Below are 20,132 nucleotides of genomic sequence, written 5' to 3'. Positions count from 1 at the left end.
TCCTTATTGGACGCTCGCCTTATTTTTTGTGGCGCCAGGGTATGCCTTTACATCCTCTTCACCGCGAAGTACACGCAATGCTCCTTCAGCTAATGCTTGAAGTTCATTTTCACCGGGATGGACGATGACATCTGCGATCCAGTTGACTCTGTCACTGATTTGTTTTACAAAGCCTCTGCCATAAGCAAGACCGCCAGTTAAAATAATCGCATCGACTTTTCCGGCAAGGACTGCGCTCGCTGCACCGATTTCTTTAGCGACCTGGTAGGCCATTGCCGAGTATACCAGCTCTGCTTGATTATTGCCTTTTTCAATCATTTTCTCCACTTTGACTGCATCGTTAGTTCCAAGATAACCAACAAGCCCCCCCTGGCCGATTAGTTTTTTCATCATTTCCTCACGATAAAAATCACCTGAATAGCAAAGTGCCACTAAATCTCCCGCCGGAACCGTCCCGGCCCGTTCAGGACTGAACGGCCCGTCTCCATGGAGCCCGTTGTTAACATCGATGACCTTTCCCTGTTTATGGACACCGACAGTAATGCCGCCGCCCATATGGGTAACAACTAAATTCAAAGTTCCGTATGTTCTTCCCAATTCTTTGGCAACTCGGCGGGCAACTGCTTTCTGGTTAAGCGCATGAAAAATGCTTTTTCTTTCAATTAAAGGCATACCTGAAATACGCGCGATCGGCTCTAGTTCATCGACGACTACTGGATCGACAATATAGGAGGGAATATTGAGCCCGCTCGCGATTTCAAAAGCGAGAATACCGCCTAAATTTGAGGCATGCTGCCCTGCATACCCTGCTCTTAAATCGGAAAGCATCTGTTCGTTTACAGCATATGTACCACCCTCAATCGGCCGAAGCAAGCCCCCGCGCCCGCAAACTGCAGTGAGCTTCGAAATGTTAATTCCCTCGATGTCAAGTGTTTCCAAGATTGTATTTTTGCGAAATTGATATTGATCAATCGTGCTATCGTATAGATTAATCACGTCTGCTTCATGGCGAATCGTTTTTTCGAAAACAGATATTTCATTATCGAAAACACCAATCTTCGTTGACGTCGATCCCGGGTTGATTACGAGAATTCGATATTCCTTTTCTGGCAACATCTAAACCTCCAATTAATAAGAATAAGCAGCTTCTGTGAATACTCTTATTCTTATTTAAGGTATATCCTCAAAAAGGGAAAGACGCTGAAATGAATATTCAGCGTTCAATCCCCTTCTTCTTAAATGGCCGAGACTGGCCAAGCTTCAAAAAATTGTCTCCGCGGGCGCTTTCGCTTTTCTTTGTCCAGCTCCAGCGCCTAGCCCCTCGGTCGTTTCGGTCCTGTCAATGAAGTCAAAAAACGACTTCACTGCCAGGCCCTCCAACGCCTGTCGGGGCTGATCAAGGCGCTTTCGCTTTTCGTACTACCTGCGGCTCAGGATATGATGGCCGTTTTGCAGGAATTGGCTGCGGGAGTTTTGCATTCTGCTGATGCGTTCTTCCGCCATACGATCCGCTGCTTTATACGTTGGAATTCCATCCCGTTTCGCAATTTCGATGACTTTTTCGATATTGTTATAGATCATTTCAACTTTTTTCATGGCTCTTTCATGGTTATATCCGTAAAGCTCATCAGCAACATTTATCACGCCGCCGGCATTAATAACATAATCAGGCGCATAAACAATTCCCATTTCGTGGATGATATCACCGTGGCGTGTGTCCTTTAGTTGATTATTAGCTGCCCCGGCAATCACTTTTGCTTTAATTTTCGGGATCGTTTCATCATTGATTACTGCACCTAAAGCGCAGGGAGCATAAATATCGCATTCCACACTGTAAATATCGTTAATATCAACCGCTCTGGCGCCGAATTCCTCAACGGCACGCTGAACTGCTTCTTTATTAATATCAGTAACAATTAATTGGGCGCCTTCTTCATGGAGGTGGCGACACAGAGTATAGGCAACATTTCCTACTCCCTGGACAGCGACGACTTTCCCCTCCAAAGAATCCGTCCCGAAAGCTTCTTTAGCAGCTGCCTTCATTCCGCGGTAGACGCCGTAAGCCGTAACCGGTGAAGGATTCCCTGAAGAGCCAAAAGCAGGCGAAATTCCCGTAACATAATCCGTTTCTTCATGAATCAAGTCCATGTCGGCAACGGTTGTGCCCACATCCTCAGCTGTAATGTAGCGTCCATTTAGGCCCTGAATATAGCGGCCAAACGCCCGGAACATTTCTTCATTTTTATCTTTACGGGGATCACCGATAATAACCGTTTTCCCGCCGCCAAGGTTTAGCCCTGCAGCTGCATTTTTATAGGTCATGCCGCGGGCAAGGCGGAGTGCATCCTCGATCGCCGCTTCCTCTGAATCATAGGTCCACATCCGTGTTCCGCCTAAAGCAGGGCCTAACGTTGTATCGTGGATCGCAATGATTGCTTTTAACCCGGATTGCTTATCCTGGCAGAATACTACTTGCTCGTAATCATATTGTTCTAAATACTTGAAGATTTCCATTAATACTTCCTCCCCATCATGTCAAAAAGTCTATTTAGAAGCAGAACAGAGAGCGAGAGCAAGAGAATAAAGCTTGCTTTCAGCTGAATCAGTTCTTGAGGTTAAAACAATTGGAGCTTTGGCGCCCGCAATCACAGCACCGACTTTTGCTTTTGCAAAATAAATAAGCGATTTGTATAGGATATTTCCCGCCTCAATTGTCGGGACTAACAAAATATCGGCTTGTCCGGCAACCTGCCCGCTTATGCCTTTGTGCTCTGCCGCAAACACGGAAACGGCGTTATCCAAAGCCAGCGGCCCGTCAACAACGCAACCACCAATTTGGCCCCGCTTGTTCATCGCGGTTAAAGCAGCCGCATCCAGTGTCGCTTGCATGGCAGGATTAACCGTCTCTACCGCAGCAAGCGGAGCAACCTTTGGTTTTGCAATCCCGATTTGCCTCGCGATTGCAACGGCATTTTTGATGATTTCTGCTTTTTGCTGAAGATCTGGCGCGATATTCATTCCGGTATCAGTAATAATCGTAAACCGTTCATATCCCGGCACTTCAAAGACAGCTACATGAGAGAGAACACCTCCCGTCCTCAAACCATATTCCTTGTTCAAAACCGCTTTGAGGATTGTTGCTGTCGGCACATCGCCTTTCATTAATACATTTGCTTCATTAAGCTTTACGGCTTTCACCGCATTCTCGGCGGCAATTGCTTTTGAGCGTGCATGAATGATCTTTATTTTACTATTTTTCATTGCGCCGGGGTCTATTTTATCGAAAATCGACACAATCTCTTCTTTATCCCCAAATAACAGGAAATTGGCGAGATTACGATCAATTGCACCGACAACCGCTTCAATTGCTTCTTCATCTTCTGCCGCAGCAACTGCGACCGTTTGATTTTCAATTTCGGTTGCCTTTCTGAGAAGTGAATCCAGCTCCATACATTTCTCAATCCCTTCAATCCTAAAGCTATTAACTTACACATATCTATGCAAGAAATATGCCAACTTAAAAAACTGATGAAAACGTTTTATTCACTATAATAAAGCGTGAAAAAAATTTCATAGTATGAAATTTATTGCATGCTATCTATTGCAAGTTGATGCCGCTCCAGCTTGTAATACAAATTCCTTACGGATATTCCGAGCACCTTTGCCGCCAGCGTTTTATTGCCATTGGCCTGCTCCAATGCTTGTTCAATCAGTTTCTTTTCATATTGCTCCATTCGTTCGTTTAAAGAACCTGCCTGTTGAAACGAGTGTTTTAAGACAGGGAGATCACTTGTTTCATTGAACTTTCCCTTTAACTCCGGCAGATGGTTCGTGTCTATTTCTTGTTCTGTATAATACATGAAAATGATCGCCCGACCGAGAATGTTTTCAAGCTCCCTGACATTTCCGGGCCAATCATAGCTCATTAAATAGTTCATCGCGTCAGCGGAAATCGATTCTACATTTCGTCCGTAATCCTGATTGATTTTATGAATCAGCCGCTCGCATAGAGAAGGAATATCGCCCTTCCTCCGCCTTAATGGCGGAATATGAATCGGCATCCGGTTCAGGCGGTAGTATAAGTCTTCCCGAAAAGTTCCGTTCGCAATGCCTTTTTCCAAATTTACATTTGTTGCGGCGATTATTCTTACATTGATCGGAATCGACTTTGTGCCTCCTACCCGCGTGATCTCCTTCTCTTGCAAAACCCTTAATAGCTTTGCCTGGGTATTTCCCGATAGCTCACCGATTTCATCGAGAAAAATACTGCCATTATTCGCTTCCTCAAAAAACCCTCTTTTACCTCCCCGCTTCGCACCTGAAAAGGCACCCTCTTCGTAACCGAACAGTTCACTTTCAAGCAAGGATTCCGATAACGCCGCACAATTTACGCGAATAAACTTGTTATACTTCCGATCACTGGCGTTATGGATGGCATGGGCAAACAGTTCCTTCCCCGTTCCTGACTCCCCGCGCAACAGAACAGTGGCAGGTGTTTTTGCACCGAGCTTTGCCTGATCTAAAGCCAGCTGCATTTCATCAGACTTACCAATGATATCCTCAAAAGAGTATTTTGCCTCAAGCGTCCTAATGATTTGCCTGGCCCGATTCAACTCGCGGTTCAAACTTAGGATTTCGGACACATCGTGAATAACACCGACGCTCCCTTTCAGTTTTCCGTTTACAATAATCGGGGCTACGTTGACAACGACTTCCTTCCTGTTCGGACCGACCCGCATCGCAGCACCCCTGATAGCTCGGCGGGTTTGCAGAACTTTCATATGGATGCTTTCGCCTTCAGAAATATCTGCGGTCGCAGGCTGGCCGATTACCTCATCCTCGGTCAGTCCGGTTATCCTTGTATAAGCCGGATTAATGAGTATGCCTCTGCCCGCTTCATCGACAACAGATATGGCATCATCACTGGAATGAATGATTGCCTCGAGCATCGTCTGAATCTCTTTTAAATTCGTTATTTCTTCAGCGAGGTTCACGACTTCGGTAATATCCTGAAAAACAGAAAATGCGCCGATTAGCTGCTCTTTTTCATCGATTATCGGAATACGCGTCGCGATGATTTTCGCACCGTTTTTTAAGAGAAGCTTCCGGTTTGCTTCAATTCTTCTCGTATGTAAAACCCCCGGCAGCTCACTGGCGGCAATCACTTCATGGATATGCCTGCCAAGGGCGAATTCACGGCTGACTCCAGTAATTTTCTCAGCACTTTTATTAAAAAGAATGACATTTTCGTCTGTATCGATCACAACCATGCCATCTTCAGTAGAATTAAAAATAAGATCGTGCTTATACGTTTCATTGCGGAATGTCTCAACAAGTTCTTCTTTTTCTTCGAGCAGGCTTGCCAGCAAGAAGGCCACACTGCCGGGAATCAATACCGCATGCTTGCCGCGGGCATCGCGGAGCGCTGTAAACACTTGATCATTTCCGGTCACTTCAATAATGACATCAATATTGTCGGCAATATGCGGTTTCCAATCGGAATCTGTCGTGATCCCTTCATCTTTTGCATAGCGAAGTCCAGGTGCGGCTGGATCTATATCAATTACAGCCTTTACATCCAGAATAGCCGTTTCTTTTAAAATTTTTAAAATGGCTGTACCGCCTTTTCCCGCGCCGACAATCATGGCAGTTTGCATATGGACTCCTTTCTTCACGCAGAATCAAGAAATATTTTTCAGGCTAGTTTTGCAACTTTTTTCATATTCATTTTACCTTGAACAGTTAACCTTGACAAATTCGGTGGATGATTTATTATTTTCGTGAGGGCAAGAAGTGAAGGGAATGTCTATGAGCAGAATAATCGCATTAATCATTATGTTGATTCCCGGGGTATTTGCGGCGGTTGGAATAAAATTAATGAGGGATATGGTATTCGGGATTTTGCAGGAGCCGTTTCCTTTTTTGTGGCTGCAATTTTTGGCCGGATTGCTGTTTTTTCTGGCAGGACTTGGCTTTGTTGCAGGTTTTATTTTACATCGGGACCGAAAAAGAAATAAAGTCCAGCAAAGATTTCGAAATGAAAATTCCCGGATAAAAGCAGGTGCCGAACAACATCAAAAGAAATAAGAAAGAGCTTTGTTAAACATGACAAGGCTCTTTTCTGTGTTATTAAAGGTTATTTTTTTGTAGCTCATTTTTAATTTTACTGGCCTTGACAGGTTCATCGGTAAAAAACGCCGAGCACCCTGCCGTAAACAGCCGTTTCATATCTGCTTCTTTATTGACGGTATATGGCCTTACGGCGATGCCATTTTCAATGCTTTCTTTAATAATTGCATCAGGAGCGGCCACCAGTGCCGGGTGAATTCCCTTAGCCCTGATCGACTGCGCATAAACCCAGGGCATATATAATCCTGAAGAATAAAGAGGCGCAATCTCTATTTCCGGGGCAAGCCGATAACTATGTACAATGCTATAATGATTAAAAGAAGAAATAATTATCCGGCTTGACAGCCCGAAGCTGCGGACAAGCTCAATCACCTTCTCTTCCATACCTGGATATGGAATAAGGCCGTTTTTCAATTCGATGTTGCAAATAAGCTGATTCGTTGTCAACCACTCCAGCAGTTCTTTCAATGCAGGAATCCGTTCGATGCCGGAGAATTTTTTATGCGAAAAAGCGGCATTGAGCTTGCGGATTTCAGCGTAGGTGAAATCCTTTACTAGTCCTTGACCATCGGTATGACTGTCAACCCGTTCATCGTGGATGATCACTGCTTCACCGTCTTTTGTAAGCTGCACGTCAATTTCAATTCCGTCCGCACCGGCTTTTTCTGCTTCATCAAATGCTATCATCGTATTCTCCGGAAACAATGCCGAATAGCCGCGATGGGCAAAAATCTGTGTCATACATTCACGTACCTTTCATGATAGGAGGATATTTTATGAAACCACTGCAAATCAGCGCTGAAACAGCCGTTAAAATTGCCGAAAAGCTGAATATCCCTGTAGAACAAGTTATTCATCTGCCACAACATATTTTAATGCAAAAGCTAATCGAAATCGAGAAGGGAACCAAGAAATAGGCTAGCGAAAAAGATGCTGAAATTAACTTCAGCATCTTTTTCTTTACTCATGATGGAGTATATTACCCGTGGCATAAAAAGTGCCGTGGGAAGTAGAATGAATCCTTTTAATCATGCTTTTAATTTGGATCACTGTTTCAGGATAGGCGGTCACTCCCACCGTAACTTCGCCTTCCCCCTTCGTCTCCAGCAATGATAATAGTGATGTTCGCTTCTGATCCAATTCATTAAGCTTGTCAAGCTCTTTCTCATAATTGGACTTTGTCAGTGCATATTGATTTTTTTGCTGTTCATTTAACTGATCCAACACACTTTCATATGATGAGATCTGCTGAGCGTAACGTTCGGCATGGAGAGTTGCCATATCATATTCTGGAACCAGTCCCGCCAATTCCGTTTCAATTGATGCTCTGTTGAATCCTTCTACATGAATCATCGTTTTCCTCTCAAGATGGTTGCCGACGATGCCTGCCACCACCTTCCCCTTTGCTTCGATGACTCCGCCAATCAACTTCCCTTTTTTCTCATGGGCCATTACGTTTTTGGCGATTAAGAAGCAGCCTACCGAATAATAGGCGATCATAATATTTTCACCAGCCTGAAGCGTACACTCATTTGCATGCTTTATAAAAATGTTCTTCGCCGCTCTGATCTTAGTTTTTCCTTTGCCAAAGGCCCCGCCTTTAATAAAGATGTCACCGTTCCTTGATGTGACAGACTCGACCCCGCTTAAGCCCATTGCCCCGAGAATCGAGATGTCCTTATCCGCAGTCACGGAAAAACCCTCCATAATAATCCCTTTAATCGTAATATTTCCGTTAAAATCAATATTTCCAGTTTCTAAACCAACATCGCCATTAACAACCAAATGATCCCCAACGGCAATCCGGTTTCCCTTTTTTTCAACAACCCCTTTAACAAGGGCACGGAGAACAATTACTCCGTCCTCTTCATATTCCATGACTGTTTTTGCATCGTATAAAAGTTTCCTGTCTTTCCCCTTTTTCGGATGCAGTATTTCTCCAAATATAGTTCTCCCTGGCAGTCCATCTGTCGGATCATGCTTTTCCCCGAGCCAATCCCCTTTATCTACTTCATCTAAAAAATGCATGTCAAAAAAATCAGCTTTACCATCTTCTTTAATCGATGGTTTTCGTTCAGACGGCTGAAAATAGATAAGCTGTGCGTCTTGTCCATCCACCGCTTCGGTTCCGGCCGCAACAGTAATATCTTTTTGGACTTTCAGCTCATGGTCAATAACATGCTCAAGAATTCCTTCACAAATTCCCCTTGCTTCGAGCATGTTTCTAATTTCAGCTTTTATACTTTTAAGATTTTCTTTTAAATGCTGTTCTGTACAATTTATCCTTATCTTTACTGTCATGCTGTCTCTGGAGATCTCCAGGTCAACCGGCGGTTTTATTTCGCCAATCTCCAGCTTTTCACAATAGCCGGCGCTTAAGGCATCCTTTAAAGGCAGAAATTTTGTGATCGATATTTGCGGCAGCGCTTGCAAGGTTCGATCCAGCTTCACAAATGTCATCCCGCTTTTAAAAACCGTTATAAAAACGGAACCGCTTTCTTCTTCAAGTAATATGGTCTCATCTCTGTATAGTTCCATAGTAACCCCTACCAACTAATGCTTTTTCTTCAAGTATATACGAAAAGGAAAATTTTGCAGTAAAATGTTTATAAAATTGATGAAAAATTGCTTGCTGGACATGATTTATCCACAATAATTGTGAAAACTTGCAGAAAATCTCCGTTATTCCTCCTCCAAATACCTATACTTCTATTTTCACGCAATATTCAGATAATACAAGACGCTTTTTTAGAGGTCTCCCCAGTGTTGTTCCATAGTCAGAGTATAGGCTTTTCCCTTCCTGCAGCATCCAGCTTTGAGCCACTATGCATAAAAGCCGCCTGATTTGGCGGCTTATTTCAAAACTTGTTCAATAATATTCATTCATTTACGGCGGTTTGGCAGTGATCAAATGTGATTATGCAGATTGTTTCTTCTCAGCAACTCCTTCCGCTGTTTGGTGAAGGCTCTTCGTCTTTTTGATTTTTGGTACTGGAATAATAAAGCCGCTAAGCGGGATAAACTGCAGAACTCGAATGAAAACGACCGCTATTATCATAACTGCAATAAACATAAAGACGACATAATTTGCATTCCAATAATGTTCCGGAAGATGCCGTGCAAACAGATATAAGATCATTGGATGAATCAAATAAATTCCCATCGAATATTGGCCAATCAAGTATAGAGGCTTTTTGATCACGTTCCATCTAGCCAGAAGCGGATAAATTCCAATTGTTGCAATACAAAGCAACGGGATATTTGCCAGATTTGAAAGTCTTCGATTGGAAACAAAGCCATTCACCATATATTCCACTACTGCACCTGCTGAAACGATCAATGCTAGAGCTAGCATCTGCCACGGCCGTTTCGTTGCAAAGTTCACAATTTCATCCCAGAAGTAGGCAAGAAATCCGCCAAACGCAAAGTAAAAAATCCAGATAGGCATAAACGACTTACTAGCCAGGAATTCCCCAATTGCCCCTTCTATACCAGGACTGAATCCATAAAGATTATAGCTGATTAATAAGGCAATAAACGCAAACACCAACAATAGAGTTTGGGTACGAAATAACTTTTGAATGAATGGAAAGATCAAATAAAATTGAACTACTATAGCAACAAAATACAGGTGATAGAAGGAATCGCCCAATAAAATTTTCTTGACTTCCGCTCCGTAGTCGCCTAATGCCTGATTGTCGTAATAGTAAAGAAGATAACGATAAGCGAGGCTCCAGATAAGAAATGGAATTATAATCTTGGACAGACGTGTTTTCAGGAACCTGCCTAGTGCAAATCCTCTTCTTTTCACCTGATAAAAAAGCAGAAAGCCACTAATAACAGCGAAAATAGGGGTGCCAAATCGTCCGATTTGATTAAGAAAATAGGTAAACCAGGTCCATGTCTCTTGAGTCATTCCATAGTTCGTAGCAGAAACATGCACTCCGACAACCGACAGACATGCAAATGCACGCAAAAAATGAATCTCGTAAATATATTTCTTACCCTCTTTGCTGGGACGCCGTGATTCAGCAGACATTGATGTTCTTCCTCCCTTATTCTCAAATTCCACCCTCATTTTAATTCAAAAACATATAAAGATGTGGACGTTTATAAAAGTCTAGTCTTTTGTCTTGGATTCAAAACAGGACCAAAGGATGCATATAATTTTTATGTAAACGCTGTATTAGTATAAACAGTCAGTAAGCATTTTTTCCTAATACAATTTGGCAACGAAAATTCGGTTAAAAGGGCATAGTTTATTCCAAATTATTCATTTCTGCATTTTTTTAGGGACATACGTTTTGGAATAGAAGCCTTAGTAACAGGAATTTCTTTCATCATTTCATTACCTTTCAACGCTGTGTACAGGGAACAGATAGATAATTACTCCCAACTGAATGTAATGAGATATTCATCAAAATCCGATGTAATAATATTGTTGGATCCTTGTTATTGCCTTTGAATTTTTAACCCTTAAAATAAAGAGCAAAGCCTGTTAAAGAATCAGTTAAATTTTTCATCTTATTTGTTTTATAAAAAGGGAGTATTAATAGTGGTTAAGAAATTCGGTGTTTATGTTTTTATAATAGGATTATCCTTCTTCCTGTTTCCCCTCTTCTCAAAAGATGAGACGGTTTTATTGAACGTAAAGGATTATGGAGCTGTCGGGGATGGAGTTTCCGATGATACAAAAGCGTTACAAAAAGCGTTGCAAGATGGCGCTGGCCATATCATTTACTTTCCTGACGGTGAATATAAAATAACGAAAGAATTACAAATTAAGGGTCACACAGAGATGTACGGGAGCTATGCTATACTAAAAACCTCTTCTGCCCTGAAAACCGTTATGAGGGTTAAAGGCTCGAATATTCGTATTCGCAACCTAACAGTCGACGGAAATAATACATCTTTGCGGGGAATTACTATTGAGGAAGGTTCCAGCAATGTATTCATTGTCAAAAGTATCATTAAAAATTTCACGCAGCCAAATCACCGCTCATTATTCCGATTAACGGTAAGTGCGATTAGAATTCAAGGTGGAACTAGAAATATCGTATTGGACCATAACAAAATCGAAAATGTGATGGCCAGAAACCCTGTAAAAGGCTGGGGGCATTTTGTTGCGAGAGGAATTCTAATCAGCCCAGCTTATAAGAAACAAGCCGCAACTAAAAATATAAAAATCAGCAACTCAACTTTCAAAGAAATCGGCCCAAAAGATGATGGCGATGCGATTGTCATCCAGGGCTTTAACGAAAGAGTGAACCTGCAAATCTTAAATAATTCTTTTTCAAATATTTATAAAAGAGCGATTAAGATACAATCACCCGGAGTGCTCATCAAAGGAAATGAAATATTTAACAGCTTTTTTCAAAATAACTTCTATAGCACATATTCAGAGGAGAAAGAGTATGACATGTGGGCTGCTATATCCGTTTATGCGAACCACGTGACCATCTCACATAACAAAATCGCTGGAGTGGGGAACTACGCAAGAATTATTGATGTAGCTAACGCAAGTGATGTACATATCATTAAAAATTATCTAAGAAATGGAGGGAAGGGATCCTACAATCATTCGTCTATCATTGCTATTACCTCAAATAATTCAAAGCGAGCAATAAAAAACTTCACTATCTTGCACAATGTATTGGTTAATGGCCGATATGGAGTGTATGCGAATAGTAACATACCAGGGTTAAAGGAATTGAACAATAAAATCGTCAATGTAAAATACCGCTAATATCTACCGGACTCAGGCAGTATAATAACAAAGCAGGATACTATCTGATGATTCAGCGAAAGTAAAATATTGACTTTCTTTAAGTCAGTAAATTTTTTAAATGCCGCCATATGGCTAAAAAAATAGAAAGACCAGTGACAAAAATGTCATTGGTCTTTCGTTGAGGCCATCGGATAATGTGAAGTTGGATTGTAAATTTAAAGCTAACCACCTTTATCCTTACACTTCAAAAAGCTTTATGCTTAGTCTAAGTTTGTCAGCCAGCATTGCGATAAACTCACTATTGGAACAAAGAGTTGGTTTTCAGAAAATTGGTTTGTTTGCAATAACCCCAACCCGATATCCTAACCCTTTCAAGAAGCCTTATGCTCAAGTCTAAGCTTGTCAGCGACCATTGCGATGAATTCGGAATTGGTTGGTTTTGCTTTTGTCATGCTGACGGTGTAGCCGAAAAGAGATGAAATGGATTCGATGTTGCCTCTGCTCCAGGCGACTTCAATCGCATGGCGGATCGCCCGTTCTACACGGCTTGCTGTAGTGTTGAATTTCTTGGCGATATCGGGATATAACACTTTCGTAATTGAGCCAAGGAGTTCGATATCATTGTAAACCATGGAAATGGCTTCACGTAAGTACATGTAGCCTTTGATATGGGCTGGGACACCGATTTCATGGATAATGCTTGTGATGCTTGCGTCAAGATTTTTCGGCTTTTGTTCAGCAGACGACCGATAATTTGAGGAAAACGATTTTCTAACCATATTGGTTGATTTTCCGCTGACCTGGCGAATATGGTTTGCCAAATTTTCCATATCAAAAGGCTTCAAAATAAAATATGATGCGCCAAGTTCAACAGCTTTCGTTGTGACATCTTCCTGTCCGAAAGCGGTAAGCATAATGACATTAAGAGCAGGATTTGTCTTCATCTCTCGGACCTTTTCCAACACAGCAAGGCCGTCCAAATGAGGCATGATAATATCTAAAACTAAAACGTCCGGTTTAGTTTCCTCTACAATTTCAAGGCACTCCTGACCGTTATGCGCTACACCGACTACTTCCATATCCTCTTGGGAAGAAATATATTCCTCTAATAGTCCAACAAGCTCCCTGTTGTCGTCTACAACACAAACTTTAATTTTTTTCACTTCTTGTTCCTCCTTGACTCCATTATGGTCTCTTTTTCTAACCGCTGCTAATTTCTATTCTAAATGACAAATTCGACAATGCAACCCAAATTCCTTTTGTTTTTTAATATTTTCTGAAAAAGGGCATAAAATCATATTTTTTCTTTAAAATTCTTTCTTTTTCGACGGATTTCACCAGTTTTCATATTAGGAGTCGACTCTTTGTCGAAAAATCTTCATTTTTTTTGCGATGGAGCGCACATAATAAAAGATAGGCAGGATAACCTGCCTATTTAAAGAGCCAAAAGGATCATTATCAATTTGTGCTTAACTTGCTTTTTGCTTGGGTTGCTCATATATATCGATGTCCGCTTCGTTTAGCATCCATTCAATGTGAACACCGTAGCCGGATGTTGGATCATTAACGAACACGTGTGTGACAGCGCCAATTAGCTTTCCATCCTGGATGATAGGGCTCCCGCTCATTCCCTGGACGATTCCGCCCGTTTTTTCGAGCAGCTTTGGATCTGTTACTTTAATAACCATTCCTTTCGTCGCCGGAAATTTTTGCGGAATTGTGCTAACAATTTCGATGTCAAACAGGTTGACCTCGTCAGTGTCGACCACCGTTAAGATTTTTGCAGGCCCTTCTTTAACTTGATGTGATAATGCAATCGGCAATGGCTCGTCATAAACACCATTTTCAATATCTTTATTCAACTTGCCAAAAATCCCAAAAGGACTGTTTCTGTTTATGTTTCCGATTACTTCCCGATCAGTTGAAAACTGCGCGAGTTTTTCGCCGGGATCTCCATTGCTTCCTTTTTCAATAGAAGTAACAGTTGATCGGACAATTTGCCCATCTTCCACCACAATCGGCTTTTTTGTATCCATGTCGGAAATGACGTGCCCCAACGCACCATACTTTTTTGATTCGGGGTGATAAAAAGTCATCGTGCCGATTCCAGCCGCTGAATCCCGGATATAAAGGCCAAGCTTATAGGAGTTCTCGCCTTTTTCCTGAGTGGGCTTTAATTGTGCGCTTATCTTGTCATTCTCGCGGTTAATCGTGATATTAAGTGGTTGACCATTTTTTCCCGCATTCTGAACAACCGGGCCAACGTCCGCCATTTTCTCTATTGGCGTGCCGTTTATTTCAGTAATAATATCGCCAACCCTTATTCCGGCAGCTTCTCCCGGCGACGCTTTCCCTGCCGGGGTTTCAACCTGGTGATGGCCTACAACTAACACACCAACCGTATTTAACTTCACTCCGATCGACTGGCCGCCCGGGTAAACTTTAAAATCCTTTAAAACATCAACATCAACTTTTTTAATGGGAAAACCCGCCAGTTCGAGGATCATCTCATTTTTTCCATATTCCTTTGCTTCGAGCGAGACTGAATCCTGATCTTGAACAAGGTTAAGATTTGAGCTATCTGAAGACAAACCAGCCGATACTGTCACAGCCTTTGGCAGATCGATCTGTTGTCCTTCAAAAATGGTAAGTTGTTTTGGAATTGACAAATATTCATGAACGGGTTTTAAAAATCCGATGGCAATTAATGAAACAAGGAGAATTCCACCAATTATCTTTCTGAGATGCTCATATATCAAATTTTTCACTCTCCTCGCTTCTAGTCCACACACTCGTTAAAAATGGCTACATCTATAATTTTGCCTGCTTGAGAGGCATTTATAACCGATGGAAATTAAAGTTTTTATCCATTTGGCAGGAATGATCTTTATAAAAAAAGAAAAGCTACCCGTATGGATAGCTTTTAATTTGCCATTTTCAGTTCGTTTGCGAGCTGCAACAGCTCTTCGGCATGCTGTTTGGTCAAATCGGTAATTTCAACGCCGGAAATCATTCGCCCGATTTCTTTAATTTTTTCGGGTATGGTGAGCGGGGTGACTGTCGTTTTTGTCCGTCCCGCTTTCGTTTTCTTGGCAATAAACAGGTGTGTATCCGCCATTGCTGCCACTTGCGGCAGGTGTGATATGCAAAGCACTTGAGAGTTCACGGATACTTTATAAATTTTTTCGGCTATTGCCTGGGCCACTCGGCCGCTTACACCGGTATCCACTTCATCAAATATGATTGATGTAACCCCCTGGTGTTTCGAAAAAATGCTTTTCAAAGCAAGCATAATTCGCGAAAGCTCGCCACCTGAGGCGATTTTTGAAAGGGGTTTGAGCGGTTCCCCCGGATTTGTTGAGATGAAAAACTCGGCCTTATCTGAACCGTTTTTCGTGAATCCATCTCCTGCTGTGCCGAATTTTATCTCAAAAACCGTTTTTTCCATGTAGAGTTCTTTCAATTCTTTCATGATCAGTTTTGTCAGCTTTTTTGCCCAGCTTTTACGAAGATCGGTCAGCTGTTTTGCTTCTAATTTTAAATCCTTTCGCAGCGATGAAAGCTCTTGTTCCAATTGGCCGATATGCGTCTCCTTGTTTTGCAGCGTTTCCAGTTCTTCTTCAATCTTTGCTGCATATTCGAGAATTTCAGCAATAGTACTTCCATATTTACGTTTTAACCCATTGATTTCAGTCAATCGTTCTTCAATTTCATTTAAGCGGCGCGGATCAAACTCGAGGAGCTCAAGTTCATTGCGAAGTGACGTTGAAACGTCTTCAAGGGCATAAAAACTAGCCGATACGGTTTCATACATTTCCTTATAAGCCGGGTCAAGATCTGCTGCATCCTGCAAATGCCCCATCACAAGCCCAATCCAATCAAGCCCCTTTTGTTCGCTTTGCAGGGCCGTATATCCTGATTGAACGGCTTCAAAGATCCGCTCGAAGTTGCCCAGCTTTTGTTTTTCTTCAAAAAGCTCTTCATCTTCATTTACCTGCAAATTGGCAGCCTGGATTTCCTCGAACTGAAATTGGAGTAAATCGAGACGGTGTGCCATCTGCTGTTCGTTTTCACTTAAATTTTTCAACTTCCGCTGTGTCGTGTCATAAGCGCGGTATACTTGCCGGTAATCTTCAAGAGCAGCAGCAATCTCGTCGGCACCGAACTGGTCAAGTAACGAAATATGCATCGTTTCATCCATAAGCTCCTGATGCTCGTGCTGCCCATGAATATCAATCAGCGTGCTGCCAATTTCCCTCAACGTCGAAATCGTAACAAGTTTGCCGTTTATGCGGCAGACACTTTTACCGTTTTTGGCTATATCACGACGAAGGATCACCATTCCTTCTTCAATCTCCAGTCCAAATGCTTTTGCCTTTTCATAGCATGGGTGCTTCTCATCATCGAGCAGAAACAGCCCTTCAATCTCGGCCTTCTCTTCGCCATGACGAACAAATTCTGCTGAGCCCCTGCCGCCGACAAGCAAATGTACAGCATCGATAATGATCGATTTCCCTGCGCCCGTTTCACCTGTTAGCACAGTCAAACCTTTTTGAAACGGGATCGATATGGCTTCGATGATTGCGAAATTTTTTATGGACAGTTCATTTAACAAAGTCGTCACCTCGGTTAGAGCATTTCAAGAAAACGGTCTGAAATAGCTTTTGTGTCTTCAGGTGACCTGCAAATGATTAAGATTGTATCATCACCGCAGATCGTTCCAAGTATTTCTTCCCAGTCAAGATTGTCAATTAATGCGCCAATCGCCATCGCATTGCCCGGCAATGTTTTCATTACCAGCAAATGCCCGGCATTATCGATCCGCACAAATGCATCCATTAGCGATCTTTTTAGCTTTTGCAGTGGATTGAACCTTTGATCTGCTGGCAAGCTGTATTTATACCTGCCATCCATTAACGGCACTTTCACTAAGTGCAGCTCTTTAATATCGCGGGAAACGGTTGCCTGGGTTACATTAAAGCCTGCGCGTTTCAACCGGTCAACAAGGTCGTCCTGGGTTTCTATATCGTTGTTTGTAATCAGGTCACGTATCTTAATATGGCGCTGTCCTTTATTCATTCCTATCACCTCAAAAGCGAATCGTAACAGTCTTTTCATTTTCTATTATTTATGTTAGCCCATTTCTGTTAACTTGTACATTTTTTCTTAAAAATCGACATTGATTATTCACTGCTTAGCGACTAAAGTCGTTTTGCCATGTTTAGTTTCATACAGTTAACCGGATTTGAAACCGAACCGAATCGACAAAAAAAGGAATAAGCATATCGCTCATTCCTCGGCAGCTTGTTTTGACTTCAATTCAGCATGGGCCTCCTCAACCACCTTGGCCGGTGGGATTACGAGTTCATTCTTCCCTATTTCCTGTTCACCTTCCCAATAAAGATGCAGCAGAAATTCGATATTGCCATCGCCGCCAGTGATGGGTGAGTAAGAAAGGTTTTTAACATTAAAGCCAATACTCAGTGAAAAATCAATGATTTTTTCAAGGACGCTCTCATGGACTTTTTTATCGCGGACAATTCCCTTTTTTCCAACCTGGTCTTTTCCTGCCTCGAATTGGGGTTTGACAAGGGCAATCACATTGCTGCCGTTCACAAGCAATGTCTTTAGGACGGGTAAAATTAATGTCAGGGAAATAAATGAAACATCGATCGTTGCGAAGCTTGGCATTTCCCCCTGTAAATCTGCGGGGGTAACATAGCGAAAGTTTGTCCGTTCCATCACGACGACCCGCTCATCCTGGCGCAATTTCCAGGCGAGCTGATTATAGCCGACGTCCAATGCGTACGAAAGCCTGGCTCCATTTTGCAGGGCGCAATCTGTAAAGCCCCCGGTCGATGAACCGATGTCAAGCATTACGCGGTCACGGACATCGACATCGAATATTTTCAAAGCTTTTTCAAGCTTTAAGCCGCCTCTGCTCACATAAGGCAAGACGTTACCTTTTACCGTCAGCGGAAGGTCGGCATTCACTTTTTCGCCCGGCTTATCAAGGCGTTCCTCATTGCTGTACACAAGGCCCGCCATCACAGCGCGCTTTGCCTTTTCCCGCGTATCGAACAAGCCTTTTTCTACAAGTAATACATCTAAGCGTTCTTTTTTGCTTTTCATCCCTTAAGCCCTTTTTTGTTTCTTTCTGGCGAGGATTTTCATTTTTTGTACGACATTCTCGACAGTCATCCCAATTTCCTTGAGGAGCTCTGACACACTTCCATGCTCAATAAATTCGTCTGGAATTCCCATCCGTTCAATCCTGGAGTTATGGTAGCCATTATTATGGGCGAATTCCAGTACGGCGCTGCCAAAGCCCCCCTGTAAAACAGCTTCCTCAATGGTAAAGACTGGCATCGCATCACTGAGAATGCCTTTAAGCATTTTATCATCAAGAGGCTTGATAAACCTCGCATTGACCACTTTAACAGAGACTCCTTGTTTCTCGAGGATTGCAGCTGCTTCCATTGCCATCGGGATCGTTGTCCCGAATGTCAGGATCGCCGCATCTTCACCGTCTCTTAAAATCTCCCAGCTGCCGATTGGAATCGTCTGTAACTGTTCATCCATCGGAACGCCAATTCCGTTGCCGCGCGGGAACCGCATTGCAATTGGTCCGTTATCATATTTTATGGCGGTGTTTACCATATGCTGGCCTTCATTTTCATCCTTCGGCATCATCAAAACCATATTGGGAAGATGCCTTAAGAAGGCGATATCGAAAACACCCTGGTGGGTTTCGCCGTCCGCACCAACCAGCCCAGCCCGGTCAATGCCGATAAACACATTTAAGTTTTGCCGGCAAATATCGTGGACAACCTGGTCATACGCTCTCTGTAAAAAAGTTGAATAGATCGCCAAAAACGGTTTCATATTCTGGGTAGCAAGCCCTGCCGCAACTGTGGCAGCATGCTGCTCAGCAATCCCGACATCATACATCCGATCGGGAAACTCGCTTGCGAAACCTTCCAGTTTGGAACCGACTGGCATTGCCGGAGTGATCGCAACAATCCGTTCATCTTCTCGGGCTAATTGCCGGACGGTCTCGCTGACAAGCTTGCTCCATGCTGGAGGAGGATTAATCGGCTTGACAAAATCACCCGTTTCGATTTTATAAGAACCTGTTCCATGCCACGTTCCGATTTTATCGTTTTCAGCGGGTTGGTACCCTTTCCCCTTTTTTGTAATAACATGAAGCAGCACTGGTCCTTCAGTCTTTTTTGCATAGCTTAAATTCTCAAACAAATCCTCATAATTATGCCCATCAACAGGACCGAGATAAGTAAATCCCAATTCTTCAAAAAATATTCCGGAAACAAGTAAGTACTTCAAGCTATCCTTTACTCTTTCAGCAGTCGAGGCAAGGCGTCCGCCGACAGCCGGAATTTTCTTAAGAAGCATTTCAAGCTCGTCTTTGACCCATTGGTATTTGCCTGCTGTCCTTAATCGGCCCAGCACACTATGAAGTGCTCCGACATTCGGGGCAATCGACATTTCATTATCATTCAAGATCACGATCATATCTTTTTTTTCATGGCCGATATGGTTAAGCGCCTCGAGCGCCATCCCGCCTGTTAAAGCTCCGTCGCCAATCACAGGAATAATAAACGAATCGTCTTTTTTCAAGTCTCTGGCGATGGCCATCCCCATTGCTGCTGAAAGAGAGGTAGAGCTATGGCCTGTTTCCCATACATCGTGATCGCTTTCAATTCTTTTCGGAAAACCGCAAAGGCCTTTGAACTGGCGCAGGGTATCAAATTGCGAAGCCCGTCCTGTTAAAATTTTATGAACATACGACTGATGCCCTACATCCCAGATGATTTTATCCTTCGGGCTGTCAAAGCACTTGTGCAAAGCAATCGTTAATTCAACGACCCCGAGATTTGGGCCGATATGTCCTCCAGTTATTGAAAGCTTTTCAATTAAAAACTGGCGGATATCATCGCTGAGCGCTTCCAATTCTGTTGTTGACAGTTCTTTTAAGAATCCCGGGTCTTTAATTTTTATTAGATCCATGTTCGGATCACTCGCTTTCATCCCTATTTCGTTCGTAAATAGTTTAATTTCGATAAATGTCGACGCCCCGCACTTGTCGCGGCATAAATTCCTGTTTCGGGGTAGAATCCAGTTCTGATCGATTATCGTTTTGGATCAGAGCCGTTGTTCATTCCTTCAAACAGGCACAAAGTTTTAAAAATAGCCGCTAACACCGGAGTGTAACGGCATACTGGCTTTTTAAATAAGCTTTTGAGGTTCATTTAAC

General features: G+C 42.6%; 16 protein-coding genes. 3 read left to right on the top strand and 13 right to left on the bottom strand.

What is annotated here, in order from left to right; translation table 11 throughout:
- Positions 1-3: 3 nt before the first annotated feature.
- The 4 genes from buk to CU635_RS03000 all read right to left on the bottom strand — a co-directional run bounded on the left by buk (position 4) and on the right by CU635_RS03000 (position 5,657).
- Positions 4-1,116: a butyrate kinase gene (gene buk, locus CU635_RS03015; protein ID WP_373270849.1), complete on the bottom strand. Its 1,113-nt coding sequence runs from the start codon at positions 1,114-1,116 to the stop codon at positions 4-6.
- A gap of 303 nt (positions 1,117-1,419) precedes the next feature.
- The gene (gene bcd, locus CU635_RS03010) at positions 1,420-2,514 is read right to left on the bottom strand and encodes a branched-chain amino acid dehydrogenase (RefSeq protein ID WP_101575685.1); all 1,095 of its coding nucleotides are present in this window, start codon (positions 2,512-2,514) and stop codon (positions 1,420-1,422) included.
- 30 nt (positions 2,515-2,544) lie between these two features.
- Positions 2,545-3,450, bottom strand: coding sequence for a phosphate butyryltransferase (gene yqiS, locus CU635_RS03005; protein WP_101575684.1), 906 nt, complete (start codon positions 3,448-3,450; stop codon positions 2,545-2,547).
- A 134-nt stretch (positions 3,451-3,584) separates the two neighbouring features.
- Complete coding sequence (locus CU635_RS03000) at positions 3,585-5,657, bottom strand: sigma-54 interaction domain-containing protein (RefSeq protein ID WP_101575683.1); 2,073 nt, start codon at positions 5,655-5,657, stop codon at positions 3,585-3,587.
- Between the two features lie 151 nt (positions 5,658-5,808).
- On the opposite strand from CU635_RS03000, the gene CU635_RS02995 reads away from it, so the two are divergent.
- Positions 5,809-6,087, top strand: a complete 279-nt coding sequence (locus CU635_RS02995; protein WP_101575682.1) for a DUF2627 domain-containing protein — start codon at positions 5,809-5,811, stop codon at positions 6,085-6,087.
- A 42-nt stretch (positions 6,088-6,129) separates the two neighbouring features.
- On the opposite strand, the gene CU635_RS02990 is transcribed toward CU635_RS02995, so the two are convergent.
- The gene (locus tag CU635_RS02990; protein WP_101575681.1) at positions 6,130-6,870 is read right to left on the bottom strand and encodes a glycerophosphodiester phosphodiesterase; all 741 of its coding nucleotides are present in this window, start codon (positions 6,868-6,870) and stop codon (positions 6,130-6,132) included.
- Between the two features lie 35 nt (positions 6,871-6,905).
- Between CU635_RS02990 and CU635_RS02985 the strand changes: the two genes are divergently transcribed.
- Positions 6,906-7,046 (top strand): YycC family protein, encoded by a 141-nt coding sequence (locus CU635_RS02985; protein WP_101575680.1) that lies wholly within the window; start codon positions 6,906-6,908, stop codon positions 7,044-7,046.
- Between the two features lie 43 nt (positions 7,047-7,089).
- On the opposite strand, the gene CU635_RS02980 is transcribed toward CU635_RS02985, so the two are convergent.
- Together CU635_RS02980 and CU635_RS02975 are read right to left on the bottom strand one after the other, a co-directional pair.
- Positions 7,090-8,667: a flagellar assembly protein A gene (locus tag CU635_RS02980; RefSeq protein ID WP_101575679.1), complete on the bottom strand. Its 1,578-nt coding sequence runs from the start codon at positions 8,665-8,667 to the stop codon at positions 7,090-7,092.
- Between the two features lie 379 nt (positions 8,668-9,046).
- On the bottom strand, positions 9,047-10,168 hold the full coding sequence (locus tag CU635_RS02975) for an acyltransferase (protein WP_180955639.1): 1,122 nt from the start codon (positions 10,166-10,168) through the stop codon (positions 9,047-9,049).
- Between the two features lie 516 nt (positions 10,169-10,684).
- Between CU635_RS02975 and CU635_RS02970 the strand changes: the two genes are divergently transcribed.
- On the top strand, positions 10,685-11,875 hold the full coding sequence (locus tag CU635_RS02970; protein ID WP_180955638.1) for a glycosyl hydrolase family 28-related protein: 1,191 nt from the start codon (positions 10,685-10,687) through the stop codon (positions 11,873-11,875).
- Between the two features lie 353 nt (positions 11,876-12,228).
- Here the strand turns inward: CU635_RS02970 and spo0A are convergent, their stop codons facing one another.
- The 6 genes from spo0A to dxs all read right to left on the bottom strand — a co-directional run bounded on the left by spo0A (position 12,229) and on the right by dxs (position 19,885).
- Positions 12,229-13,020 carry a sporulation transcription factor Spo0A gene (spo0A, locus tag CU635_RS02965; RefSeq protein WP_101575676.1) on the bottom strand — a complete coding sequence of 264 codons (792 nt, stop codon included), beginning with the start codon at positions 13,018-13,020 and terminating at the stop codon, positions 12,229-12,231.
- Positions 13,021-13,326: 306 nt separating this feature from the next.
- Complete coding sequence (gene spoIVB, locus CU635_RS02960; protein WP_373270848.1) at positions 13,327-14,625, bottom strand: SpoIVB peptidase; 1,299 nt, start codon at positions 14,623-14,625, stop codon at positions 13,327-13,329.
- Positions 14,626-14,780: 155 nt separating this feature from the next.
- Positions 14,781-16,472: a DNA repair protein RecN gene (gene recN / locus CU635_RS02955; protein WP_101575674.1), complete on the bottom strand. Its 1,692-nt coding sequence runs from the start codon at positions 16,470-16,472 to the stop codon at positions 14,781-14,783.
- Positions 16,473-16,486: 14 nt separating this feature from the next.
- Entirely contained in the window at positions 16,487-16,936 is a 450-nt protein-coding gene (gene ahrC, locus CU635_RS02950; protein ID WP_101575673.1) for a transcriptional regulator AhrC/ArgR, read from the bottom strand.
- Between the two features lie 210 nt (positions 16,937-17,146).
- A complete protein-coding gene (locus CU635_RS02945) occupies positions 17,147-17,989 on the bottom strand; it encodes a TlyA family RNA methyltransferase (RefSeq protein WP_101575672.1) in 843 nt (280 codons plus the stop codon).
- 3 nt (positions 17,990-17,992) lie between these two features.
- Positions 17,993-19,885, bottom strand: coding sequence for a 1-deoxy-D-xylulose-5-phosphate synthase (gene dxs / locus CU635_RS02940; RefSeq protein WP_101575671.1), 1,893 nt, complete (start codon positions 19,883-19,885; stop codon positions 17,993-17,995).
- Positions 19,886-20,132 lie beyond the last annotated feature (247 nt).

The sequence above is a fragment of the Bacillus canaveralius genome, from assembly GCF_002860125.1.
GTDB classification, from domain to species: Bacteria; Bacillota; Bacilli; order Bacillales; family Cytobacillaceae; genus Bacillus_BJ; species Bacillus_BJ canaveralius.
Note: the sequence above shows the minus strand (reverse complement) of the source record. Positions and strands in the feature narration are given on the sequence as shown.